19 protein-coding genes are annotated in these 24040 nt (G+C 54.6%); 9 read left to right on the top strand and 10 right to left on the bottom strand.

The genetic code is table 11. The annotated features are described in order from the left end of the window. Nucleotides 1–27 precede the first annotated feature (27 nt). The gene (gene matP / locus ABLU88_RS20190; protein WP_014228663.1) at nucleotides 28–480 is read right to left on the bottom strand and encodes a macrodomain Ter protein MatP; all 453 of its coding nucleotides are present in this window, start codon (nucleotides 478–480) and stop codon (nucleotides 28–30) included. A 185-nt stretch (nucleotides 481–665) separates the two neighbouring features. Here matP and ABLU88_RS20185 point away from each other — a divergent pair, with 185 nt between their 5' ends. Further along, a complete protein-coding gene (locus tag ABLU88_RS20185) occupies nucleotides 666–2423 on the top strand; it encodes a Lon protease family protein (RefSeq protein ID WP_348837738.1) in 1758 nt (585 codons plus the stop codon). 69 nt (nucleotides 2424–2492) lie between these two features. Further along, the gene (gene fabA, locus ABLU88_RS20180) at nucleotides 2493–3011 is read left to right on the top strand and encodes a bifunctional 3-hydroxydecanoyl-ACP dehydratase/trans-2-decenoyl-ACP isomerase (RefSeq protein ID WP_004849514.1); all 519 of its coding nucleotides are present in this window, start codon (nucleotides 2493–2495) and stop codon (nucleotides 3009–3011) included. A gap of 64 nt (nucleotides 3012–3075) precedes the next feature. Here fabA and rmf read toward each other — a convergent pair whose 3' ends face one another. The 6 genes from rmf to rlmKL all read right to left on the bottom strand — a co-directional run bounded on the left by rmf (nucleotide 3076) and on the right by rlmKL (nucleotide 10997). Beyond that, the gene (gene rmf / locus ABLU88_RS20175; protein ID WP_004100764.1) at nucleotides 3076–3243 is read right to left on the bottom strand and encodes a ribosome modulation factor; all 168 of its coding nucleotides are present in this window, start codon (nucleotides 3241–3243) and stop codon (nucleotides 3076–3078) included. 255 nt (nucleotides 3244–3498) lie between these two features. Continuing rightward, on the bottom strand, nucleotides 3499–4062 hold the full coding sequence (gene pqiC / locus ABLU88_RS20170) for a membrane integrity-associated transporter subunit PqiC (RefSeq protein ID WP_064377398.1): 564 nt from the start codon (nucleotides 4060–4062) through the stop codon (nucleotides 3499–3501). Next, nucleotides 4062–5699: an intermembrane transport protein PqiB gene (gene pqiB / locus ABLU88_RS20165; protein WP_025107496.1), complete on the bottom strand. Its 1638-nt coding sequence runs from the start codon at nucleotides 5697–5699 to the stop codon at nucleotides 4062–4064. The genes pqiC and pqiB overlap by 1 nt, the downstream gene beginning before the upstream one ends. Then, nucleotides 5689–6957, bottom strand: a complete 1269-nt coding sequence (gene pqiA, locus ABLU88_RS20160; protein WP_049079884.1) for a membrane integrity-associated transporter subunit PqiA — start codon at nucleotides 6955–6957, stop codon at nucleotides 5689–5691. Before pqiA ends, pqiB begins: the two co-directional genes overlap by 11 nt. 14 nt (nucleotides 6958–6971) lie before the next feature. Further along, nucleotides 6972–8879 (bottom strand): ABC transporter ATP-binding protein, encoded by a 1908-nt coding sequence (locus tag ABLU88_RS20155; protein WP_004849507.1) that lies wholly within the window; start codon nucleotides 8877–8879, stop codon nucleotides 6972–6974. Nucleotides 8880–8891: 12 nt separating this feature from the next. After that, complete coding sequence (gene rlmKL / locus ABLU88_RS20150) at nucleotides 8892–10997, bottom strand: bifunctional 23S rRNA (guanine(2069)-N(7))-methyltransferase RlmK/23S rRNA (guanine(2445)-N(2))-methyltransferase RlmL (protein ID WP_064358359.1); 2106 nt, start codon at nucleotides 10995–10997, stop codon at nucleotides 8892–8894. 98 nt (nucleotides 10998–11095) lie between these two features. Between rlmKL and ABLU88_RS20145 the strand changes: the two genes are divergently transcribed. Next, entirely contained in the window at nucleotides 11096–12205 is a 1110-nt protein-coding gene (locus tag ABLU88_RS20145; RefSeq protein WP_038424273.1) for a YcbX family protein, read from the top strand. Here ABLU88_RS20145 and zapC read toward each other — a convergent pair. Both zapC and pyrD read right to left on the bottom strand, forming a co-directional pair. Beyond that, nucleotides 12202–12744, bottom strand: a complete 543-nt coding sequence (zapC, locus tag ABLU88_RS20140) for a cell division protein ZapC (protein ID WP_004849504.1) — start codon at nucleotides 12742–12744, stop codon at nucleotides 12202–12204. The genes ABLU88_RS20145 and zapC overlap by 4 nt on opposite strands. Nucleotides 12745–12912: 168 nt before the next feature. Beyond that, entirely contained in the window at nucleotides 12913–13923 is a 1011-nt protein-coding gene (gene pyrD / locus ABLU88_RS20135) for a quinone-dependent dihydroorotate dehydrogenase (RefSeq protein WP_004130996.1), read from the bottom strand. Between the two features lie 248 nt (nucleotides 13924–14171). Here pyrD and ssuE point away from each other — a divergent pair, with 248 nt between their 5' ends. From ssuE to ssuB, 3 genes are read left to right on the top strand one after another with little or no spacing between them, the layout of a single operon-like run. Then, nucleotides 14172–14747, top strand: a complete 576-nt coding sequence (gene ssuE / locus ABLU88_RS20130; RefSeq protein ID WP_348837732.1) for an NADPH-dependent FMN reductase — start codon at nucleotides 14172–14174, stop codon at nucleotides 14745–14747. Between the two features lie 56 nt (nucleotides 14748–14803). Continuing rightward, nucleotides 14804–15595, top strand: a complete 792-nt coding sequence (gene ssuC / locus ABLU88_RS20125) for an aliphatic sulfonate ABC transporter permease SsuC (protein WP_004849501.1) — start codon at nucleotides 14804–14806, stop codon at nucleotides 15593–15595. Further along, complete coding sequence (gene ssuB / locus ABLU88_RS20120; RefSeq protein ID WP_014837971.1) at nucleotides 15592–16365, top strand: aliphatic sulfonates ABC transporter ATP-binding protein; 774 nt, start codon at nucleotides 15592–15594, stop codon at nucleotides 16363–16365. The genes ssuC and ssuB overlap by 4 nt, the downstream gene beginning before the upstream one ends. Before the next feature lie 65 nt (nucleotides 16366–16430). On the opposite strand, the gene pepN is transcribed toward ssuB, so the two are convergent. After that, nucleotides 16431–19046: an aminopeptidase N gene (pepN, locus tag ABLU88_RS20115; protein WP_070596095.1), complete on the bottom strand. Its 2616-nt coding sequence runs from the start codon at nucleotides 19044–19046 to the stop codon at nucleotides 16431–16433. Between the two features lie 327 nt (nucleotides 19047–19373). Here pepN and pncB point away from each other — a divergent pair, with 327 nt between their 5' ends. The 3 genes from pncB to ABLU88_RS20100 all read left to right on the top strand — a co-directional run bounded on the left by pncB (nucleotide 19374) and on the right by ABLU88_RS20100 (nucleotide 23957). Further along, the gene (gene pncB, locus ABLU88_RS20110; protein ID WP_025107499.1) at nucleotides 19374–20576 is read left to right on the top strand and encodes a nicotinate phosphoribosyltransferase; all 1203 of its coding nucleotides are present in this window, start codon (nucleotides 19374–19376) and stop codon (nucleotides 20574–20576) included. Nucleotides 20577–20879: 303 nt separating this feature from the next. Continuing rightward, nucleotides 20880–22280 (top strand): asparagine--tRNA ligase, encoded by a 1401-nt coding sequence (gene asnS, locus ABLU88_RS20105; RefSeq protein ID WP_348837729.1) that lies wholly within the window; start codon nucleotides 20880–20882, stop codon nucleotides 22278–22280. Nucleotides 22281–22871: 591 nt separating this feature from the next. Then, the gene (locus ABLU88_RS20100) at nucleotides 22872–23957 is read left to right on the top strand and encodes a porin (RefSeq protein WP_014228653.1); all 1086 of its coding nucleotides are present in this window, start codon (nucleotides 22872–22874) and stop codon (nucleotides 23955–23957) included. Nucleotides 23958–24040 lie beyond the last annotated feature (83 nt).

Here is a 24040-nt window from a genome sequence, read left to right as displayed (position 1 = left end):
CACCGATATATCCCGATGCTTGCATCGCTACTCTTTACCTAACAGTACCTGCAAATCATGCTTCAGGCTGGACATCTTGCTGGCATACTTCTCTTTATGCTCAGCATCCTCAATCAACTGCACAATGGTTTCAGAAAGCGTTTTACCCCGTCTTTGCGCCAGACCCGCCAGACGCTGCCAGACCATGAACTCCAGGTCGATAGACTTTTTACGCGTATGCTGATGCTCCGCGTTAAAATGACGCTTACGTCGGGCGCGGATAGTCTGCTTCATGCGGTTCACCAGCGCCGGATTGATATGCTGCTCAATCCAGGTATTCACCAGCACGGGTTCATTTTCGAGCGTCAGTAATAAATCGACGGCGGCTTGCGCAGCGCTGGCTTCAATGTAGCGGGTAATAAGCTCACCTTCCCGGTGCTTTTTTACCAGATAAGTCCATTTCCAGCCGCTTTCAAGATTTTCCAGTTGTTGATATTTCATTGCGATCTCAATGTGACCGTGTAACTCATTTCAGGATATCAGTTTTTTCCTGATGTGCTGAGAATAAATGATCTTTCGTGATGTTGGTAGATTCGTTATCACCGCGACAATCGCAATCCCTCGTGTGCTCGGACGCCGCATAATGTATAATCGCGCGTTTTACATCTGACTAAAAAACAGCGACTTTGACCATTACGAAACTTACCCGAAACGACCTCGCTCCTGATACGGAAAGTTATCAGGCGCTGTTTGCACAAGCCGACTTAGCTCACGCAGAGACATCGCTCTCAGGCGAACTGCAACCCCGACTCTTCTATGGCCTGGAGCAGCTCCTGGTCACTCCAGCCATTTCGCCGTTTATGCTGGTTAAAATTCCGGAAGAGCCGGAGTACCTGCAGTGGCTGGCTAACGAAACCCGTACTTTACACCAACCGGCACAAACGCTCTGTGGCGTTCGCTATCAGGTTGATGGCGGAAAAATCTCGCTCTCCCCGGCACAAACGGCTGAAGATAATTTCGCCAGCGTTGCGCCGGTTGAAGCCGCGGACTGGATCGAAGCAGAGCAGCTTTTTGGCTGCGTGCGCCAGTTTAATGGTGAAATCACGTTACAACCCGGTCTGGTCCATCGCGCTAACGGCGGGGTATTAATTCTCTCCCTCCGTGCATTACTGGCACAGCCCCTGCTGTGGATGCGGCTAAAAAATATGGTAACCCGCCAGCGTTTTGACTGGTTATCATTCGATGAGTCCCGCCCTCTTCCGGTCAGCATTCCCTCTATGCCCCTGAGTTTGAAAGTTATCCTGATCGGCGAGCGGGAATCTCTTGCTGATTTTCAGGAGATGGAACCCGAGCTTTCTGCGCAGGCTATCTACAGCGAATATGAAGATAATCTGCAAATCGCTGACGCCGATACGCTGAAGCAGTGGTGCCAGTGGGTCTGGCAAAATGCTCAGCTGCTCGAGCTCCCGGGGCTGTCAGCTAACGCCTGGCCGCTGCTGATCCAGGAAGGTGCGCGTTATACAGGCGATCAGGAAACCTTGCCGCTGTGCGTGCTCTGGATTGCTCGCCAGCTTCGCGAAGCCGCCGCGTTCTGTGAAGGTGAAGAGATTAGCGCTGAAGAGATGCAAACCATGCTGGAGCGTCGTTTGTGGCGCGAAGGCTACCTTGCTGAACGCATCCAGGATGAAATACTGCAGGAGCAAATCCTGATCGAGACCGAAGGCGAATGCGTCGGACAAATCAACGCACTCTCCGTCATTGAGTTTCCGGGCCATCCGCGTGCGTTTGGCGAGCCTTCACGTATTAGCTGCGTCGTACATATCGGCGACGGCGAATTTATTGACGTTGAGCGTAAGGCCGAGCTCGGTGGCAACATTCATGCAAAAGGCATGATGATCATGCAGGCGTTTCTGATGTCCGAGCTGGAGCTCGAACAACAGCTCCCCTTCACCGCCTCCCTGACCTTCGAGCAGTCCTACAGCGAAGTGGATGGCGATAGCGCCTCCATGGCCGAACTGTGCGCGCTGATCAGCTCGCTGGCCAATGTGCCGATTAATCAGAGCATCGCCATTACCGGTTCTGTCGATCAGTTTGGTCGCGTACAGCCGGTTGGCGGGCTTAACGAGAAAATTGAGGGCTTCTTTGCTATTTGCCAGCAGCGTGGGCTGACCGGTAAACAGGGAGTCATCATTCCCTCCGCCAACGTTCGTCACCTGAGCCTGGCGCAGGAACTGCAACAGGCCGTTGCGGATGAGCAGTTCTTTATCTGGGCAGTCGATGACGTGACGGAAGCGCTGCCCATTCTGACCCAGCTACTCTGGGACGGCGAAGGACAAACGTTACGGCAAACCATTCAGGAACGTATTGCGCAGGCGACACAGCAAGAGAGTCGTCATCGCTTTCCGTGGCCGCTACGCTGGTTAGGCGGTTCAGGTTCGAACTGATCGGACTTGTTCAGCGTACACGTGTTAGCTATCCTGCGTCCCGAACTCAAAATAAGGCTTACTGAAAACATGGTAGATAAACGCGAATCCTATACAAAAGAAGACCTTCTTGCCTCTGGTCGTGGCGAACTCTTTGGCGCCAAAGGCCCACAGCTGCCGGCGCCAAGTATGCTGATGATGGACCGCGTCATCAAAATGACCGAAACCGGTGGTAACTATGACAAAGGTTATGTTGAGGCAGAACTCGATATTAACCCGGACCTGTGGTTCTTCGGTTGCCATTTCATTGGTGACCCGGTGATGCCGGGCTGTCTGGGCCTGGATGCCATGTGGCAGCTGGTTGGCTTCTACCTGGGCTGGTTAGGCGGCGAAGGTAAAGGACGTGCATTAGGCGTGGGCGAAGTGAAGCTCACCGGCCAGATACTGCCAACGGCGAAGAAAGTGACCTACCGTATTCATTTCAAACGCGTGATAAACCGTCGTTTGATTATGGGGCTGGCGGATGGAGAAGTGCTGGTTGACGGTCGTTTGATTTACACCGCAACCGATCTGAAAGTGGGCCTGTTCCAGGACACTTCCGCGTTCTGATAAACATCACGCGTTAGAAAAGGCGAAGCCCCCGCGCAGCGGAGGCTTCTTTTTAAAGAGACAGTCAGGCAATTTGTACCCTGTCCTCCATGGCCTCTCGCCAGCCTCCTAGCCAATAAGACCTTTGGTTTAAGGTCTGGTAAGGACACATTTCCTTAGACCTTCCGGTAATACCGGCCTGGTACCCACGCTGATGTGCCCGCTCCAGGCGATCTCGTTTTTGTCTCTTCATGCCTCGTTTCCCTCATACTTTGATCTGGTGGAAAAGAAAACAATGGTCACTAAATACGCAACCACGGTTAACGAATACCGCGAATCGGGGATAGCGTCAATGCGCAAAATTCACGCCATTGTCATATTTGTGAGCTACATGAAACTTCGTTTGTACAAAAACTGTGAACCAGCACAAGTAACAAACTGATGAGACAAATAAAAAAGCCGCTGCGATTTTCACTGTCGCAGCGGCTTTTATTCTTATTAATTTTACTTATGGCAAGCGGTTAATCTCGCTGGCAATCGCCGTCGCTTCCTGGGTCCAGGCCTGCGCGAGCGTTTTCACCATCGCGTCGTAACCATCCTCTTGTTGCTTAAGCTCAATATGGAACGGCCGCTTAATCAGCTGCCCCTGATGCTTCAGCAGCCACTCGCCGCTAACGATGACCCGGCCATCGTAACGGCCGTGAAAACCGCTGACGGACACGTTCAGCGTATCCTGCTCGCTCCCCAGCGGTTGAGAGGCAATCACCCAACCCGGAAGCTGGTTGCTAAGGTTCGCCACCAGCGTCGTTTTCAGTTGCTGATCGAGCGGGCTCGCCCACAGATTGTTATTCGCAATCACATACTGAACATCGGTGGTCTGATAGACCACCCCGTTACCGGCAAGATAATCCGGAATGCTCACCTGCTCGACCCAAAGCAAGTTTTTGCTTTGGTGGGCGGCGCTTTGCGCGCCACCCTGCGCCACGGGAAGCTGATAGTAAGTTTTACTCTCACCGCCGCTACTGCATGCCGTCAGCGCGCATACCGCCGCCGCTATTAGCCATTTCTTCATTATTTCGCTCCCTTCGGCTGCGGATCTTTTTTATCCTTCGCCTCAAATACCAGCGCATTGCTCTTATCATTGAGCGTTTTCAGTACCGGCTGCAGTTCACGAAGAACCTGATCGAGACGCTGCATATCCGCAACCATCTTATTGTATGCCGCAGATCCCGGCTGGAAGCCCTGCATACTACGATTAAGCTCGCGCAACGTATTCTGCATATCGCCCGGTAGCTGCTGCATCGACTGACTTGACGTTATCTTGTTCAGACTGTCCAGCGTCGCCTGTACGTGCTGCATCGTTTTTTCACTTTGCGCCAGCGTACTGGTTGCCTGCTCCAGCAGCGGGTTAATTGGCAGATTGTTAATTTTATCCAGCGCGTCCATCAGGCGCTGCTGGATCTGCGCCAGGCCACCGCTCACGGTTGGAATAATCGGATAACCGCCAAACTCCTGAATCTTGCCGCGCGGAGGGGCTTTCGGGTAGAAGTCGAGATCGATATACAGCGCGCCGGTCACCAGGTTTCCGGTTTTAAGCGAACCGCGCAGCCCGCGATTCATTAGATCATCGATATGCTTACGAATGTCAGGATTAGCGCCTAACTGATTGATCAGACGTTCCGGTTCAATTCGCACTTCTACCGGGATACGGTAATCGTCGTTGATGTTCTGCTTCAGCCCAGGAACAAAGAACGGCACCTTGCCGACGGTCCCCAGACGGATACCGCGGAACTCAACCGGCGCGCCGGGCTGCAGACCACGAATCGAATCTTTAAAGAACATCACGTAGTCAATATGCTGGGTAAACACCGAATCCTGGATGCTGCGTTGATCGTCAAACAGATGATATTCTGTTTTATTCGCCACCGGCTCACCTAACGGTAGCCCTTCGGGAATATCAAAGCTGACGCCGCCGCCAAACAGGGTCGACAGCGATCCCATCTCAACGCGCATACCCGCAGCGGTCAGATCCACCGCAATACCGCTATCTTTCCAGAAGCGCACGTTATTGGTCACCAACCGATCGTTAGGCGCGCTAATAAACAGCTGATAGGTAATATTGCGTTTTTGCGCATCGAAGGTGCTGGTTTCAACTGAACCTACGCGGTAGCCGCGGAAAAGCACCGGATCGCCGGGTGAAAGCTGCCCCGCTTTGCTGCTTTCCAGCAGAATGCGAATACCTTTAGCATCAGGGGAGGCCAGCGGCGGTGAATCCAGCAGCGGATACTGAGCAGGAACAGAGCCTTTGCTTCCCGGCTGCAGTTCGATATAGGCGCCGGATAACAGCGTTCCCAGACCGCTAATCCCTTCACGGCCGACCTGCGGTTTAACCACCCAAAAAACCGAATCCTGGTGCAGCAGTTTTTCCATACCTGAATTCAGCCGCGCTTTAATCTCCACGTGGGTCAGGTCGTCCGTCAGCGTCGCGCTTTCAATCACGCCGACGTCAACGCTGCGGCTTTTTATCCGGGTTTTGCCCCCTTCAATACCTTCTGCGTTAGTGGTTATCAGGGTCACTTCCGGCCCCTGGTGGCTATAGTGATAAAAGAGAATCCATGCGCCAATCAGCGCCGTGACTATCGGGAAGATCCACACCGGTGACCAGTTCTTCACCTTTTGCACTTTCGCTTCTCCGCTCTTATTTTCCATGCTGCAGTCTTTCCTCATGGCTTGAATCTGGCTCACGATCCCACAATAAACGCGGGTCAAAGGTCATGGCCGAAAACATTGTCATTACTACGACCAGCGCAAACATCACTGCTCCTATCGCCGGATAGATATTCATTAATCCACCGATGCGAACCAGAGCGGAGAGGACTGCGATAACAAACACATCAATCATTGACCAGCGGCCAACAAACTCGACGACTTCATAAATCAGATGCATGCGCTCCGAGTCGCGCGCTCCCTTGCCGCTGGCGTTCCAGCATAGCCAGCCAATGGCGATCATTTTTAACGTCGGCACCATAATACTGGCAATAAAGATCACCATCGCCACCGGATACGATCCTTCGCTCCACAGCAGGATCACCCCCGCCATAATCGTGGAAGGCATTTTATCGCCCAGCAGGTCGGTAATCATGATCGGCAGAATATTGGCGGGCATATAGAGGATCAGCGAAGTCACCAACAGCGCCAGCGTCCACTGCAGGCTGTTTTTACGCCGGGCGGTTCCCCTTGTCCGACAGCGCGGACAAACGGCCTCATCGACGGGCAAAACCGCCGTGCAGCATGAGCACGAGCGTAGCCCCTGACGCAGGCCGGAGACGCCGACTTTCAGCGGCTGTGTAATCGGCGGCATTGGTGCAATATCATCCCATAACCAGCGGCGATCAACGCACTGGAACGTCCTCAGCTGTAACAGGCAGAACATACACCAGGGAACGAAGCTCAGGCCGATGCCGATATCGCCGTAGGCCATCAGCTTAACGAAGCTGACCAGCACCCCGGCGAGAAAGATTTCCGCCATCCCCCAGGTTTTAAGGTGAAACAGGATCCGCGCCAGAAACGCCTTTAGCCCGGAAGGCATGCTCACCCGATTGACCAGCAGCAGTATGGTGACCAGGCAGAAAGCCGGCACCAGCTGGACGAAAAGTAAAAAGAAGGTACCGAGGCTGGCGTAATCCTCGCTAAACAGCACGTTCGGAATTTCCAGCAGCTCGATTTCGCTGCTGATCCCTCCAACCTTCATATAGATGAAGGGGAACAGATTGGCCAGCAGCAGCATAAACAACGCGACCAGCGCGTAGGCTGTGGGACGCTGCCGGGGCGCGTCCCATGACGTTGTTAATGTCGTTCCGCAACGCGGACACGTAGCTTTCTGGCGATGCTCCAGCTGCGGCAAAGCCACCAGCAGATCACATTGTCGACACAGGATATGCCGCGCAGCATGATGATGATCGCACATGAAAACTCCTCAGCTTATGCGCCGTTTTTTAAACCTTCGAGATATTCCCAGCGTTCGAAGGCGGTTTCCAGCGCCTGCTCCGCTTCACTCAGCTGTGCGAGCACCTGCTGCGTATGGTCATGCGACTGACCAAAGAAAGAAGGGTCGGCAACCTGCTCCTGCAAATTCTGCAGCTGGGCTTCCAGTTCTTCCAGTTTTTGCGGCAGCTGTTCCAGCTCGCGCTGCAGGTTATAGCTTAGTTTGCTGGCAGCGCGTTTGACACTTTCTGCTTTCGGTTGAGCAACTTCAACTGTCTTTTTAGAAACCGGCTGTTTTTTCGCCAGATACTGCGCCTGCTGACCGCGGGCGTCATGATAGCCGCCCACGTATTGGCCAATTTGCCCCGCGCCTTCGAAGATCCAACACTCCGTTACCGTGTTATCCACAAACTGACGGTCGTGGCTCACCAGCATCACGGTTCCCTGATAACCGTCGACAAGCTCTTCCAGCAGCTCCAGGGTTTCGACATCCAGATCGTTTGTCGGTTCATCGAGTATCAACAGGTTGCTGGGCTTGAGGAACAGGCGCGCCAGCAGCAGGCGGTTACGCTCCCCGCCCGATAGTGCCCGCACCGGCGTCATCGCGCGTTTCGGATGGAACATAAAGTCCTGCAGATAGCCCAGGACGTGGCGCGGTTTGCCGTTCACCATCACTTCCTGTTTACCTTCCGCGAGGTTGTCCATCACCGTTTTATCCGGATCAAGTTCCGCGCGGTGCTGGTCGAAGTAAGCCACTTCCAGCTTGGTACCCACATGAATACGTCCGCTATCCGCCTGCAGCTGACCGAGCATCAGCTTCAGCAGCGTAGTTTTGCCGCAGCCGTTCGGGCCAATCAGCGCAATTTTGTCACCGCGCTGGATTTGGGCGGTGAAGTCTTTAACCAGCACCTTGCCATCAACCTGGTAGTTGACGTTCTCCATTTCGAACACAATCTTGCCCGAACGCGCGGCCTCTTCCACCTGCATCTTCGCGCTGCCCATCACTTCACGGCGCTCACCGCGCTCGCGGCGCATGGCTTTCAACGCCCGCACGCGCCCTTCGTTACGTGTGCGACGCGCTTTGATCCCCTGACGGATCCACACTTCTTCCTGCGCCAGCTTGCGATCGAACTCCGCGTTCTGTAACTCTTCCACGCGCAGCGCTTCTTCTTTATCCAGCAGATATTGATCGTAGTTCCCCGGATAGGTCACCAGCTTACCGCGATCGAGATCGACAATTCGCGTCGCCATGTTGCGAATAAAGGAACGGTCGTGCGAAATAAAAATAATGGTGCCTTTGAACATCTTCAGGAAACCTTCCAGCCAGTCGATAGTTTCAATATCGAGGTGGTTGGTCGGTTCATCGAGCAGCAGCACGCGCGGCCCGCTGACCAGCGCGCGGCCGAGGGCCGCTTTACGCAGCCAGCCGCCGGACAGCGAGGAAAGCTCGGCGTTAGGATCCAGATTCAGCTGTTCCAGCACTTCATTAATGCGGCTATCGAGCTGCCACAGCCCTAAATTATCCAGCTGTTCCTGAAGGCGCGCCAGTTCGTTCAGATTCTTGTCGCTCGGGTCGGTCATCACCAGCTGCGAAACATCGTGATAACCCTTGAGGTATGCCGCTTGTTCAGCAATACCTTCCGCCACAAAGTCATAGACGGTTCCGGTAACATTACGCGGCGGATCCTGCTGTAGACGCGCCACAACCAGATCCAGTTCATAGATAATGCGCCCGTCATCAAGACCCTGTTCACGATTGAGGATCTTCATCAGGGTCGATTTACCCGCACCGTTGCGCCCTACCAGGCAGACGCGTTCGTTATCTTCGATATGCAGTTCAGCATTATCCAGCAGCGGCGCATCGCTGAAAGAGAGCCAGGCGCCGTGCATACTAATTAAAGACATTCTTTATTCCTTTCAGGCTGCGGTAATCAGCCAGCAGTTGTGAATCTGACGGTTGCGGGCAAAATCCTGAGACAGCGTTTTTTGCGTGATCTCCTGCGCCTTCAGGCCCAGCTGCGCCAGCCCGTCATGATCCATACGGAAACCGCGTTTGTTGTTCGAGAACATGATCGTGCCGCCTTTACGCAGCAGACGTTTTAAATCAGTCATCAGGCGCAAATGATCGCGCTGTACGTCAAACGCATCATCCATACGCTTGGAGTTGGAGAAGGTTGGCGGATCGATAAAGATCAGATCAAACTGTTCGGTGGTCTCCCGCAGCCAGCCCAGCACATCAGCCTGCATCAGGCGATGCGCGCGGCCGGTTAAGCCATTGAGGCGCAGGTTACGTTCAGCCCATTCAAGATAGGTACGTGACATATCGACCGTCGTCGTGGAACGCGCGCCGCCAAGGCCGGCGTGGACGCTGGCGCTACCGGTGTAGGAGAAAAGGTTGAGGAAATCTTTGCCTTTGCTCATCTGGCCCAGCATGCGGCGAGCAATACGGTGGTCGAGGAACAGCCCGGTATCCAGGTAGTCGGTCAGGTTTACCCACAGACGTGCGTTATACTCCTGCACCTCAATGAACTCACCTTTTTCACCCATTTTCTGATACTGGTTTTTCCCTTTCTGCCGTTCGCGGGTTTTCAGCACCAGCTTGTTCGGCGCAATCCCCAGTACGGCAATGGTGGCGGCGATAATATCAAACAGGCGCTGGCGGGCCTTGTGCGCGTCAACGGTTTTCGGCGGCGCATACTCCTGCACCACCACCCAGTCGGCGTAGCGGTCGATAGCGACGTTGTACTCCGGGAGGTCGGCATCATACAGGCGATAGCATTCAATGCCTTCCTGACGCGCCCACTTCTCATATTTTTTCAGGTTCTTACGCAGACGGTTGGCGAAATCTTCCGCCAGCATCGCGGTTTTGCCACCTTCGTTTTCCGCAAGATGATAGTTCTTCTGGACGCAGTCGAGCGGTCCATTTTTCGCTTTGAACTGCTTATCAGCGCGCAGCTGCAGGCAGCTCAGCAGATCCGGCGAGGCGCTAAACAGCGACAGGTTCCAGCCGCCAAACTGATTTTTCATGATCCGCCCCAGCAGGCTATGCAGGGCAATCAGCGCCGGTTCACTCTCCAGACGCTCGCCGTACGGCGGGTTGCTTATCACCGTGCCGTAAGGGCCCTTCGGCAGTGGGTTGCTAAGCTGGGCAACGTCTTTCACTTCGAAGGTAATCAGTTCGCCAATACCGGCGCGACGGGCGTTGCGCTGCGCGCGTTCGATGACGCGGGCGTCAACGTCGGAACCGTAAAAGCGCGACTCATACGCCGCCAGCCCCTGACGGGCGCGGGTTTGCGCTTCGGACTTCACCTCTTTCCAGATAGCATCGTCATGCTGCGCCCAGCCGCCGAAACCCCAATGGCCGCGGTGTAAACCCGGCGCACGATCGGTAGCAAGCATCGCCGCTTCAATCAGCAGCGTACCGGAACCGCACATGGGATCGAGCAGCGGCGTACCGGCAGCCCAGCCGGAACGCATCACTATCGCCGCAGCCAGGTTTTCTTTGATTGGCGCCATACCGGTACCGTCGCGGTAGCCGCGCAGGTGTAGCCCCTCGCCGCTAAGATCCAGGGAGATATGCGCGGTCTCTTTATTCAGCCAGACGTTAATACGCAGATCGGGATTTTCGCGATCGACGTTGGGACGCGGCAGATTCTTACGCGTAAAGCTGTCGACGATGGCGTCTTTCACCTTCAACGCCCCGTACTGGCTGTTGCGGATCTCTTCGTTCAGCCCGCTAAAGTGCACGGCAAAAGTGGCATTCTGAGTGAAAATCTCCGTCCATGGAATGGCCTGTACGCCAAGGTACAGATCCAGGTCGCTGTATACGCTGCACTGCCCCAGCGGCAGCATAATCCGCGAAGCCAGCCGGCTCCACATCAGGCTTTGATACAGCAGCCGCGTATCTCCCTGAAAATGGACCCCGCCCTGGACCAACTGGCAGTCCACCGCGCCCAGCCCTTCCAGTTCAGTTTTTAACAGCTCTTCCAGCCCACGAGCCGTACTGGCAAACAGAGAATTCATATCGTCACTTTTACTAAAAGAAAATTGGTGCGCATTATAGCCAATATGCGCCCCATGTCATAAAGTTAAAGGCTTATTTTTAAAGCCAGGGGCAGCGTATGGTAACCCTTTCGCGACTTTTTATTCATCCCGTCAAATCGATGCGGGGAATGGGGCTCAGCCACGCTTATGCAGACAGCAGCGGGCTGGCCTTCGATCGTATATTTATGGTGACGGAAACCGATGGCACCTTCATTACCGCCCGTCAGTTTCCGCAAATGGTCAAATTTATTCCCGCGCCGCTCCATGATGGTCTGCATCTGACCGCGCCGGACGGCAGCAGCGCGATGGTGCGCTTCAGCGATTTCTCCATACAGCAGGAGCCGACCGAAGTCTGGGGCAACCATTTTACCGCCCTGATTGCCCCGGACCGGGTGAACCAGTGGCTAAGCGGGTTCTTCAACCGCAGCGTTCAGCTCCGCTGGCTGGGGCCAGCGCTCAGCCGCAGGGTAAAACGTCACGATGCCGTCCCCCTCTCTTTTGCCGACGGTTTTCCCTATCTGCTGGCCAATGAAGCTTCGCTGCGCGATCTGCAAAATCGCTGTCCGGCCAGCGTAAGCATAGAACAATTTCGCCCAAATCTGCTGGTGACCGGCGCGGCCGCCTGGGAAGAAGATACGTGGAAAGTGGTGCGTATTGGCGAGGTCATTTTTGATGTCGTCAAACCGTGCAGCCGCTGCGTATTAACTACCGTCAGCCCGGAGCGCGGGCAAAAGCATCCTTCCGGGGAGCCCTTAAGCACGCTGCAGCGTTTCCGCACAGCGCTGGATAACGGCGATGTCGATTTTGGCCAGAACCTGATCGCGCGAAATAGCGGCGTAATCCGCGTGGGCGATGCGTTAGAAGTGCTGGCCCGCGGCCCGGCGAAGGCCTACGGCGCAGGCGAGAGTGATACTACGCCGGCACCTGAAGCGCAGGAGAACGCGACGGTAGAAATAGCGTGGCAGGGAGTGAGTTTTACCGGTAATAATCAGCAAATCTTGCTGGAGCAGCTGGAACAACAGGGAATTCGTATTCCTTACTCCTGCCGGGCTGGGATTTGCGGCAGCTGCCGCATCCGGCTGGAAGAAGGAGAAGTCAGCGCGCTGAAGAAAAACGCGGTCGCCGCAGATGGCACCATTTTATGCTGTAGCTGCGTGCCGAAAACCGCGGTGAGGCTGGCGCCTTAAACCGCCTGACCCAGGCTGTAGCTGGCGACGCCTGGCGCTGGCTGCAGCCTGTCGTTCATAATTTTAATCACGTCGCCGAGCTGCATCACCCGCCCGGCAAGCGTCAGACCGGGCTGGGCTAACAGGCACAGCGCGGCGTTTTCTCCGGGCTCAACCACCAGCAGATTCACCTGCTGGCCGGTATCGCTGAGCCATGCGCTGGCGGCATCGCCAACGCCGGGCTGCCAGCTCTCTTCATGCGTGTTGAAATGCCAGCTTTTCGGCATTTGCGGCTTGAGAAAACGAATAGCGACCAGCGCATTGAGTACTAATTCAGCGCGCTGTTCTTTTGATAATTCAAGATCGCGGCACTTTTCTTCAAATGAAAAATAGAGCGCTGCGTCATCAACGCAAAATCCGGAAGGCGCGAAGGCGTCGGGCGTCAACATGCGGCGAGCAAAACGCGATCTGAATAACATACCATTAGCCAGATCGAGCATCATGCGGTCATGCTCTTCATCGTAATACCAGCGCCAGTTATCGTCAGGTTTGATCCGCATTTCTACCCCCGTCCTCTTCCACTTCCGTCTGTAATAAACAGGTAAACTGCTACAGAATATTTCAAAAATTAAGAAAAGACTAAAATGTCTAAATAAGCAACAATGAAGGAATATAAAACAACCAGGGCTATAAATAAAGCCCTGGTGGAGTATCAGAGGGGGAAAAGATTAGATATGGGTAACAATTTCTTTAATCAGCGGCGGGCCTTTAAAAATAAATCCGGAATAAATCTGCACCAGCGTCGCTCCGGCGGCTATCTTTTCCCGGGCGGCAATCACCGAGTCAATACCGCCGACTCCGATAATTGGCAGGCGGCCATTTAATTCCGCAGACAGCATGCGGATAATTTCCGTACTCTTCAGCTGCAATGGACGTCCGCTAAGGCCACCGGTTTCATCACAATGTTTCATCCCCTGCACCAGCGATCGATCCAGAGTGGTATTGGTGGCAATGACGCCATCTATATTATGCCGGACTAAACTGTCCGCTACCTGGATCAATTCTTCGACGGAAAGATCCGGAGCGATCTTTACGGCCACAGGAACATATTTTTGATGTTTCTCTTGTAGCTCGCGTTGCTTATTTTTAATACCAGAAAGCAAATCGTCCAGCGCATCTCCGTATTGTAAAGTACGCAAGCCTGGGGTATTCGGCGAGGAGATATTAATGGCGATATAGCCGGCATAAGCATAGATTTTTTCCATACAAATCAGATAATCATCTTTGCCTTGTTCTACCGGTGTATCTTTATTCTTGCCAATATTAATACCCAGAATGCCGTCAAAATGCGCCTTTTTTACGTTCTCCACGAGGTTATCAACACCGTGGTTATTAAAGCCCATGCGGTTGATCAAACCTTCGGCATCGACCAGGCGGAAGATCCTTGGCTTATCGTTGCCCGGCTGTGGACGCGGCGTCACGGTACCAATTTCAATGGAACCAAAACCCATCGCCCCGAGGGCATCAATGCACTCGCCGTTCTTATCCAGCCCGGCGGCCAGGCCCAGCGGGTTCTTAAATGTGAGCCCCATACAGGTTACCGGCTTTGTCGGTACCTTCTGGCGAACCAACATTTCCAGCGGGGTACCCGAAACACGGCGTAATTGTTGAAAAGTGACTTCATGAGCGCGCTCAGGATCGAGCTGAAAAAGGGCTTTACGAACGAAGGGGTAGTACATGAACTCTCCTGGATTCCCGGTGTGCAAACCGGGGGCGTATTATGTGCGATCCACCCCGGAAAGGGAATTGACCTACGACAAAAAATCTTACCTCCGACGCAAACGTTTACTTTTCTCCCGCTCGTTATGCACTTTCTGACAATCCAACGCCGGATAAATCATTTAGGGAAATAAAAGCGCTCTGTCACACTGCGGCTAAATGTTATCAATTATAGATAAATGCAAATATTTAGTTATAAGGAGAGAGTATGCGAGTCATCACACTTGCGGGCAGCCCGCGCTACCCTTCCCGCTCCAGCGCGCTTCTGGAATACGCCAGAGAGACGCTTTCGGCGGCGGATATCGAGGTCTGCCACTGGCATCTGCAGAATTTCGCTCCGGAAGACCTGCTCTACGCTCGCTTTGATAACCCAGCCCTCCATGCGTTAAATGAACAGCTTGCCGGCGCCGATGGGCTGATCATTGCGACGCCCGTCTATAAGGCCTCTTTTTCCGGCGCGTTAAAGACGCTTCTGGACCTGCTGCCGGAGCGCGCGCTGGAGGGCAAAATCGTTCTGCCGCTGGCTACCGGCGGAACCATCGCCCATATGCTGGCGGTGGATTACGCCTTAAAACCGGTACTCAACGCGCTGAAAGCCCAGGAGATCCTCCACGGCGTTTTCGCTGACGATAGCCAGGTTACGGATTATCAGCATAAACCGCAGTTTACCCCGAATCTGAAGGGCCGCCTCGACCAGGCGCTGGAAACCTTCTGGCAGGCGCTGCATCGCCCCAGCAGCCGCGCGCCGGCGCTGAAAACCTTACAGCGGGTTGAGCACGTTTAAAGTTCAGCGTTGATGCCCATCACCAGGCAAAACGCTAAAGAATAAAGGAACACTGTATGGCGACGCTTTCGCAAAAACTCCTGATCCGCATAGCCCCCTGGCTTTTGCCGGTTGGCAGCGTGATTGTATGGCAATTCGCCTCTTCCGTTGGTTGGCTCTCTACCCGTATTTTGCCGTCACCGGAAGGGGTGCTCAAAGCCTTCTGGACGCTCTCCGCCAGCGGCGAGCTTTGGCAACATCTGGCCATCAGCTCATGGCGGGCGCTTATTGGTTTCAGCATCGGCGGTTCCATTGGCCTGGTTCTCGGGCTTATCAGCGGCCTGTCGCGCTGGGGCGAACGCCTGCTGGACACCTCCATTCAGATGCTGCGCAACGTACCGCACCTCGCGCTGATTCCGCTGGTGATTTTATGGTTCGGCATCGATGAAAGCGCCAAAATTTTCCTCGTGGCGCTGGGGACGATGTTCCCGATTTATATCAACACCTGGCACGGTATTCGAAACATTGACCGGGGTCTGGTGGAGATGGCCCGCAGCTATGGCTTATCGGGTTTTGCTCTGTTCCGTCACGTGATCCTGCCGGGCGCCCTGCCCTCCATTATGGTCGGCATCCGGTTTGCGCTCGGCCTGATGTGGTTAACGCTGATCGTGGCTGAAACCATCTCGGCTAACGCCGGTATCGGCTATCTGGCGATGAATGCCCGCGAATTTCTGCAGACCGATGTCGTGGTCGTCGCCATTATTCTTTACGCTATTCTCGGCAAACTGGCCGACTTCAGCGCACAGCTTCTTGAACGCGTCTGGCTGCGCTGGAATCCGGCTTACCACCTTCAGGAGGCCAACGCATGACAACCGCGCGTCTTAATCCGGGGATCCCGCTACTGCTAAACGGCGTAAGCAAGCGTTACGGCAGCAAAACGATTCTGAATGAACTCGATCTGCATATTCCCACCGGGCAATTTGTCGCGGTGGTCGGACGCAGCGGCGGCGGTAAAAGCACCCTGCTGCGGCTGCTCGCCGGGCTGGAAAAACCCAACGCCGGGCAGCTGCTGGCGGGTTCGACGCCGCTGGCGCAAATCCAGGAGGATACCCGGATGATGTTCCAGGATTCCCGCCTGCTGCCGTGGAAAACGGTGATCGACAATGTCGGCCTCGGGCTGAAGGGGCAGTGGCGCGAGGCGGCGCTCAAGGCGCTGGCGAGCGTCGGCCTTGAAGACCGCGCCGGTGAATGGCCCGCGGCGCTTTCCGGCGGGCAAAAGCAGCGCGTGGCGCTGGCTCGCGCGTTAATTCATCGCCCCGGATTATTACTGCTTGATGAACCGCTGGGCGCGCTGGACGCCCTCACTCGCCTGGAGATGCAGGATCTGATTGTCTCGCTGTGGCAGGAGCACGGATTTACCGTTCTGCTGGTCACCCACGACGTCAGCGAGGCGGTGGCGATGGCCGATCGCGTTTTGCTGATTGAAGAGGGGAAGATAGGGCTGGATCTGCTGGTGGACATTCCCCGTCCGCGACGCACGGGTTCAGCGAAGCTGGCCGAACTGGAAGCGGAAGTACTGAATCGGGTGATGCAGCGCGGCAAGAACGAATCCTCGCCACGCTTAGTGAGCCACGGTTAACGACTGCGACGTTCCCCCGCTCGCGCTGCGCTTAGCGGGGCTACAGGTTTGGACTCGCGCTGGCGTTACGCCAGCGCTTTACTGATTTTCTCGAACAGATCCCCGGAAAGATTCTCCAGACCCTTCAGCTGCTCCAGCGCCCCGCGCATCAGCGCCTGACGTTTCTCGTCATAGCGTTTCAGACGAATCAGCGGCTCAATCAGACGCGAAGCCACCTGCGGGTTGCGGCTGTTCAGCTCAGTCAGCATCTCGACCAGGAACTGATAGCCGCTGCCGTCTTCTGCATGGAACGCCGCCGGGTTGCTGCCGGCAAAGGCGCCGATCAGAGAACGGACGCGGTTCGGGTTACCCATGCTGAACGAGCGATGATGCAACAGGCCGCGAACCGTCTCCAGGACGTTATCCGCCGGGCTGGTGGACTGCAGGATAAACCATTTATCCATGACCAGTCCGTCCTGGTGCCACTTGTCGTCATATTCCTGCATCAGCGCATCGCGGCACGGCAGCTGGGCCGCTACGGCCGCCGCCAGCGCCGCCAGCGCGTCGGTCATATTGTCCGCATGGTGATACTGCGCGCTAATCAGTTTATCCGCCAGCTCGGTATCGCCAAACGCCAGGTAGCGCAGGCAGGTATTACGCAGAGAACGCTTACCGATATCGGCATGCTCAACGCGGTAGCCGTCGAGCTTGTTGGCGTTGTAAACCGCCAGGAACTCGTCAGCCAGCTCTTTCGCCAGCGTGCGGGTCAGCGCTTCGCGCACCGCCGCGATGGCAAGCGGATCGATAATCGCAAACAGCTCCGCCATTTCATTCGCTGAAGGCATCGTCAGGATCTCCGCCGCCAGCGCCGGATCGATCTTCTCATCCAGCAGAATCGCGCGGAACGCATCGGCGACGTGAATCGGCAGAGACAGCGGCTGCCCCTGCTGGTGACGGTTGACGTTGAGTTTGATATAGGTCGCCAGCAGGCTCTGCGCCGCGTCCCAGCGGGAGAAATCATTCCGCGCGTGGCGCATCAGGAAGGTCAGCTGCTGATCGCTCCATTTGTACTCCAGCTTCACCGGCGCGGAAAACTCGCAAAGCAGCGCCGGGACAGGCTGGAAGTAAACGTTGTCGAAAACAAAAGTCTGCTCCGCCTGGGTGACGTTCAGCACGTGATGCACCGGGTGACCGCCCTTCTGCAGCGGGATTACCTTGCCTTCGTTATCGTACAGCTCGATGTCGAACGGAATATGCAGCGGCAGCTTCTCCGCCTGCTCAGCGGTCGGCGGCGTGCGCTGGCTGATGGTCAGCGTGTACTGCTCCGTTTCCGGGTTGTAGTCATCATGGACGGTGACAATCGGCGTACCGGACTGGCTATACCAGCGGCGGAAGTGGGACAGATCGACGTTGGAAGCGTCTTCCATCGCCTGGACAAAGTCGTCGCAGGTCGCGGCGCTGCCGTCGTGGCGCTCAAAATAGAGCTGCATGCCTTTCTGGAAATTTTCTTCGCCCAGCAGGGTATGCAGCATGCGGATCACTTCCGCTCCCTTCTCATACACCGTCAGGGTATAGAAGTTGTTCATCTCAATCACGCTATCCGGGCGAATCGGATGCGCCATCGGGCTGGCGTCTTCGGCAAACTGCAGACCGCGCATGGTGCGTACGTTATTGATGCGGTTCACCGCGCGCGAGCCGAGGTCGGAGCTGAATTCCTGATCGCGGAAGACGGTCAGCCCCTCTTTCAGGCTGAGCTGGAACCAGTCGCGGCAGGTCACGCGATTGCCGGTCCAGTTATGGAAGTATTCATGACCAATCACGCGCTCGATATCCAGGTAATCTTTATCGGTCGCGGTATCGGTACGCGCCAGTACGTATTTGGAGTTAAAGACGTTAAGGCCTTTGTTCTCCATGGCGCCCATGTTGAAGAAGTCGACGGCGACAATCATATAGATGTCGAGGTCGTACTCGAGACCAAAGCGGGTTTCGTCCCACTTCATCGAATTTTGCAGCGAGGTCATCGCCCACGGCGCGCGGTCAAGGTTACCGCGGTCAACGTAGAGCTCCAGCGCCACTTCACGCCCCGAACGGGTTTTGAAGGTATCGCGCAGGACGTCAAAATCACCGGCCACCAGCGCAAACAGGTAGCACGGTTTTGGGAACGGGTCCTGCCACTGGATCCAGTGACGGCCATTTTCCAGCTCGCCCTGGGCCACGCGGTTACCGTTGGAGAGCAGAAACGGGTATTTTGCTTTATCGGCGATGATTTTGGTGGTGAAGCGCGCCAGAACGTCCGGGCGGTCCGGATACCAGGTAATGTGGCGGAAGCCTTCCGCCTCGCACTGGGTACACAGCGCTTCGCCGGACTGATATAGCCCTTCCAGCGCGGTATTCGCCGCCGGGCTGATTTCATTGACGATGGTCAGAGTGAAATGTTCCGGCAACCCGCTAATCACCAGCTGGTTATTTTCTTCCTTGTAGTCGCTCCACGGCTGACCATCAATCCGCAGAGAGACCAACGTCAGGTCTTCGCCATCCAGACGCAATGGCACATCAGACGTAGCCGCGTGGCGGGAGACCTTGCTCTCAGCCGTCACAACGGTTTTCGCGGCATCCAGGTCAAAGGTCAAATCGATATCGCTAATCAGATACTCCGGCTCACGGTAGTCGTGGCGGTATTTGGCTTGGGGCTGTTGTGTCATAAAAAACCTTTAGCGTGTCCTGTAAAGTGTCGACTCAGTCTATTCCTGTTGCGCAAATCTCGCTATGCAGAATCTTCATCTTTTCAATGCTAAACATGAAAATTGCTACATTTTGATAACACAAGAGGCACGAAATGCGCTCGACCAGGCGCAAAGCTTGTGGTGTGATGCGTGTTCAATATATTAAACTAGGCCTCGCAAATGACCGTCAGCGTCGCCATCAGCCGTCACCGCGGGACAGCGTCGGGTATTACAGGTATACTCCGCCTCCTTTTACCGCTTTGGTTTTGATGGAAACGCTCCAGTGAGAGGATGCTACTGCGCACCATGACCCAATTCACTTCTCCTGTACTGCACTCGTTGCTTGATACGGATGCCTACAAGCTGCACATGCAGCAGGCTGTCTTCCACCGCTACAATGATGTACAGGTTGCGGCGGAGTTCCGCTGCCGCGGGGACGATCTGCTCGGCATCTACGCCGATGCGATTCGCGAGCAGGTTGAGACGATGCGCGACCTGAGACTGCAAGACGATGAATATCACTGGTTGTCGAGCCTGCCCTTCTTTGCGCCAGACTATCTCGAGTGGCTACGCGGCTTCCGCTACGACCCGCGCCAGGTCACGGTCATCAATGACAACGGCAAGTTGAATATTCGCCTTTCCGGCCCCTGGCTTGAAGTTATTATGTGGGAAGTTCCGCTGCTGGCGGTGATAAGCGAGCTGGTACATCGCTATCGCTCGCCGGAAATCAGCGTTGATCTCGCGCTGGACACCCTTGAGCATAAGCTGACTGACTTTAACCGCCTCACTGCTGATATCGATATGTCGGGCTTCCGCCTGATGGATTTCGGTACCCGCCGCCGCTTCTCCCGCGAGGTGCAGCAGGCGATTGTTCAGCGTCTTCAGCAAGAATCCTGGTTCACCGGTACCAGCAATTACGATCTGGCGCGGCGTTTGAATTTGACCCCAATGGGGACCCAGGCTCACGAATGGTTCCAGGCGCATCAGCAGATCAGCCCGAACCTGGCGAGCAGCCAGCGCGCGGCTCTCGCTGCCTGGCTGGAAGAGTATCCCGATCGGCTGGGGATTGCGCTGACCGACTGCATTACGATGGACGCTTTTCTGCGCGATTTCGGGCCGGAGTTTGCGACCCGCTATCAGGGGCTGCGCCACGACTCCGGCGACCCGGTGGAATGGGGCGAGAAGGCTATCGCCCACTACAAAAAGCTGGGCATCGACCCGCTGAGCAAAGTGCTGGTATTTTCCGATAATCTCGACCTGACAAAAGCGGTTGATCTCTATCGCCACTTCTCATCGCGGGTGAATCTGAGCTTCGGTATCGGCACGCGTTTAACCTGCGATATTCCTCAGGTGAAGCCGCTCAATATTGTTATCAAGCTGGTGGAGTGCAACGGTAAACCGGTGGCGAAACTTTCGGATAGCCCGGGTAAAACGATTTGTCACGATAAAGCTTTCGTCCGCGCGCTGCGCAAAGCCTTCGATCTACCGCCGGTTAAAAAAGCCAGCTAGGTCATATAAAGACAAAATGCGTCCGCCAAAACGGGCGCATTTTTATTCGCCTCCGCTTATCACCCCGAGACGTTATCAAGCATTAAGAACCCCGGTCGCCCTGCATGGGATAATCGCAATGAACGAATCTCTCTGAATATCAGGCTCTCACGCAGCAAAGTAGGCTATCTCCTTATTTATTTCCTAAAACCCCCCTTTCTTGTGCGAAATCTACTTGTCTGATGGAAGATGACAGGTAACATAGATATCCCCCTGTTGCAGGGGAATACAGATTTTTCTATTGGACTAACAAGAGAGACTATTATGAGCGTTGTGCCTGTAGCCGACGTACTCCAGGGCCGCGTTGCCGTTGACAGCGAAGTCACCGTGCGCGGATGGGTGCGTACCCGCCGAGATTCTAAAGCTGGCTTTTCTTTCCTCGCCGTCTATGACGGTTCCTGCTTTGATCCTGTACAGGCCGTTATTAGTAATTCTCTTCCCAATTACAATCAGGAAGTGCTGCGCCTGACCACCGGCTGCTCGGTCGTGGTGACCGGTAAAGTCGTGGCATCTCAGGGCCAGGGCCAGAGCTTTGAAATCCAGGCCAGCCACGTGGAAGTCAGCGGCTGGGTGGAAGATCCTGATACTTATCCGATGGCGGCTAAACGCCATAGCATCGAGTACCTGCGTGAAGTTGCCCACCTGCGCCCGCGCACCAACCTGATTGGCGCGGTGGCGCGCGTTCGCCATACCCTGGCGCAGGCGCTGCACCGTTTCTTCGACGAGCAGGGCTTCTTCTGGGTTTCGACTCCGCTGATTACCGCTTCCGACACTGAAGGCGCCGGCGAGATGTTCCGCGTGTCAACGCTGGATCTGGAAAACCTGCCGCGCAACGAACAGGGCAAAGTCGATTTCGATAAAGATTTCTTCGGCAAAGAGTCGTTCCTGACCGTTTCCGGCCAGCTGAACGGCGAAACCTACGCCTGCGCGCTGTCCAAAATCTACACCTTTGGCCCGACCTTCCGTGCGGAAAACTCCAACACCAGCCGTCACCTGGCGGAGTTCTGGATGCTGGAGCCGGAAGTCGCCTTTGCTAACCTGAACGATGTGGCAGGTCTGGCGGAAGCGATGCTGAAGTACGTCTTCAAAGCCGTTCTCGAAGAGCGCGCAGACGACATGCAGTTCTTTGCCGAACGCGTTGATAAAGACGCTATCGACCGCCTGCAGCGTTTCGTTTCCGCTGATTTTGCCCAGGTTGATTACGCTGACGCGGTCACCATTCTGGAAAACTGCGGTAAGTCGTTCGAAAACCCGGTCTACTGGGGCGTGGATCTCTCCTCCGAGCACGAACGCTATCTGGCGGAAGAGCACTTTAAAGCTCCGGTGGTGGTGAAAAACTACCCGAAAGACATCAAGGCGTTCTATATGCGCCTTAACGAAGATGGTAAAACCGTCGCCGCAATGGACGTTCTGGCGCCGGGCATCGGTGAAATTATCGGTGGCTCCCAGCGTGAAGAGCGACTGGACGTGCTTGACGCGCGTATGGCGGAAATGGGTCTTAATAAAGAAGACTACTGGTGGTATCGCGACCTGCGCCGTTACGGCACCGTACCGCACTCCGGTTTCGGTCTGGGCTTTGAGCGTCTTATCGCCTACGTGACCGGCGTGCAGAACGTTCGCGACGTCATTCCGTTCCCGCGGACCCCGCGTAACGCGACTTTCTGATTTTTTTCTGCAATTTTCATCCAGGGCCAGCGCAAGCTGGCCTTTTTTTATGTCAATTTACGTTAACGAATATCAGGAAACTTAAACATCAACCATCCTGATTCACAATTATGTTACGCACTATTTCATTAGCGACCGCTAATTAAAACCGCACCTTATGTTCATAAATTGGCAAACATGCTGATTATATTGCTCGTTTTTTAACCAGTCACAGCACAACTTGCAACGACAAGATTTGAATAAAAATAAAGCAAAATGCTGACGTAAAATGCACAAACCCTCTCTTATCTAAATTAATCATAATTAATTCATATAGATATATAAAGAAAGGTGATTTAATCGGCGAACAGGTGCGGAATGTTGATTGAGTTCACAAAGTTCCCAAAAATACATATTTAGTTACATAGAATTTCCTTTTGTTACTCATATGCGATATTGGTAGCATTTTCAGGCTAGCGAAACGTTGTTCTGAATGGAAAGATGCCTCCAGACACCAAACTATCATCAATAGTTCTGTAAATTTTTATTGACGAAACTTATTGACGGCAGTGGCAAGTGTTCATAAAAAAATATAAATGAGGGTAATAAATAATGATGAAGCGCAAAATTCTGGCAGCGGTAATTCCTGCCCTGCTGGTAGCCGGTGCAGCTAACGCTGCAGAAATCTATAACAAAAACGGCAACAAACTGGACTTCTACGGAAAAATGGTTGGCGAGCACGTCTGGACCACCAACGGCGACACCAGCAGCGATGATACCACCTACGCCCGTATCGGCCTGAAAGGCGAAACCCAGATCAACGATCAGCTGGTTGGCTACGGTCAGTGGGAATACAACATGGATGCGTCCAATGTTGAAGGTAAACAGACCACCAAAACTCGTCTGGCTTTCGCAGGCTTAAAAGCCGGTGAATACGGTTCATTCGACTACGGTCGTAACTACGGCGCCATCTACGACGTTGAAGCGGCAACCGATATGCTGGTTGAATGGGGCGGCGACGGCTGGAGCTACACCGACAACTTCATGACCGCGCGTACCAACGGCGTAGCCACCTACCGTAACTCTGACTTCTTCGGTCTGGTTGACGGCCTGAGCTTCGCGCTGCAGTACCAGGGTAAAAACGACGCTTCTAGCCGTGATGTTAAGAAACAAAACGGCGACGGCTTCAGCACCGCGGCAACCTACGCGTTTGACAACGGCATTGCGCTGTCTGCAGGCTATGCGAACTCCAACCGTAGCGGCGATCAGAAAGCTGACCGTCAGGGCGAAAAAGCTGAAGCATGGGCAACCTCCGCTAAGTATGACGCGAACAACGTCTATGCTGCGGTCATGTACTCTCAGACTTACAACATGACGCCGGAAAACGAAGGCAACTACTTCGCTAACAAAACTCAGAACTTCGAAGCCGTTGTTCAGTATCAGTTCGACTTCGGCCTGCGTCCGTCCATCGGCTACGTACAGACTAAAGGTAAAGACCTGCGCTCTCGCGCTGGCTTCTCCGGCGGCGATGCTGACCTGGTTAAATACGTCGAAGTGGGTACCTGGTACTACTTCAACAAAAACATGAACGTCTACGCTGCGTATAAATTCAACCAGCTGAACGACAACGATTACACCAAAGCCGCTGGCGTTGCGACCGACGATCAGGCCGCAGTGGGTATCGTTTACCAGTTCTAATCTGCAGTACACCCCTTCGTGATATGCCTAAAAAGCAGGACTTCGGTCCTGCTTTTCTGCTTTCCTGAGAGGAAGATCGTAAC

The sequence above is a fragment of the Klebsiella sp. GW_Kp182 genome (assembly GCF_040062275.1).
GTDB lineage: Bacteria > Pseudomonadota > Gammaproteobacteria > Enterobacterales > Enterobacteriaceae > Klebsiella > Klebsiella michiganensis.
This window is presented reverse-complemented; position numbering and strand designations above follow the sequence as displayed.

Bases quoted from the DNA above. Each gene is read 5' to 3' on its own strand.
- pyrD (WP_004130996.1), bottom strand. From the start codon at position 13,923: ATGTACTACCCCTTCGTTCGTAAAGCCCTTTTTCAGCTCGATCCTGAG.
- rlmKL (WP_064358359.1), bottom strand. From the start codon at position 10,997: ATGAATTCTCTGTTTGCCAGTACGGCTCGTGGGCTGGAAGAGCTGTTA.
- ABLU88_RS20100 (WP_014228653.1), top strand. From the start codon at position 22,872: ATGATGAAGCGCAAAATTCTGGCAGCGGTAATTCCTGCCCTGCTGGTA.
- pncB (WP_025107499.1), top strand. From the start codon at position 19,374: ATGACCCAATTCACTTCTCCTGTACTGCACTCGTTGCTTGATACGGAT.
- pepN (WP_070596095.1), bottom strand. From the start codon at position 19,046: ATGACACAACAGCCCCAAGCCAAATACCGCCACGACTACCGTGAGCCG.
- pqiC (WP_064377398.1), bottom strand. From the start codon at position 4,062: ATGAAGAAATGGCTAATAGCGGCGGCGGTATGCGCGCTGACGGCATGC.
- asnS (WP_348837729.1), top strand. From the start codon at position 20,880: ATGAGCGTTGTGCCTGTAGCCGACGTACTCCAGGGCCGCGTTGCCGTT.
- pqiB (WP_025107496.1), bottom strand. From the start codon at position 5,699: ATGGAAAATAAGAGCGGAGAAGCGAAAGTGCAAAAGGTGAAGAACTGG.
- zapC (WP_004849504.1), bottom strand. From the start codon at position 12,744: ATGCGGATCAAACCTGACGATAACTGGCGCTGGTATTACGATGAAGAG.
- ABLU88_RS20145 (WP_038424273.1), top strand. From the start codon at position 11,096: ATGGTAACCCTTTCGCGACTTTTTATTCATCCCGTCAAATCGATGCGG.
- matP (WP_014228663.1), bottom strand. From the start codon at position 480: ATGAAATATCAACAACTGGAAAATCTTGAAAGCGGCTGGAAATGGACT.
- ssuE (WP_348837732.1), top strand. From the start codon at position 14,172: ATGCGAGTCATCACACTTGCGGGCAGCCCGCGCTACCCTTCCCGCTCC.
- fabA (WP_004849514.1), top strand. From the start codon at position 2,493: ATGGTAGATAAACGCGAATCCTATACAAAAGAAGACCTTCTTGCCTCT.
- ssuC (WP_004849501.1), top strand. From the start codon at position 14,804: ATGGCGACGCTTTCGCAAAAACTCCTGATCCGCATAGCCCCCTGGCTT.
- pqiA (WP_049079884.1), bottom strand. From the start codon at position 6,957: ATGTGCGATCATCATCATGCTGCGCGGCATATCCTGTGTCGACAATGT.
- rmf (WP_004100764.1), bottom strand. From the start codon at position 3,243: ATGAAGAGACAAAAACGAGATCGCCTGGAGCGGGCACATCAGCGTGGG.
- ABLU88_RS20155 (WP_004849507.1), bottom strand. From the start codon at position 8,879: ATGTCTTTAATTAGTATGCACGGCGCCTGGCTCTCTTTCAGCGATGCG.
- ssuB (WP_014837971.1), top strand. From the start codon at position 15,592: ATGACAACCGCGCGTCTTAATCCGGGGATCCCGCTACTGCTAAACGGC.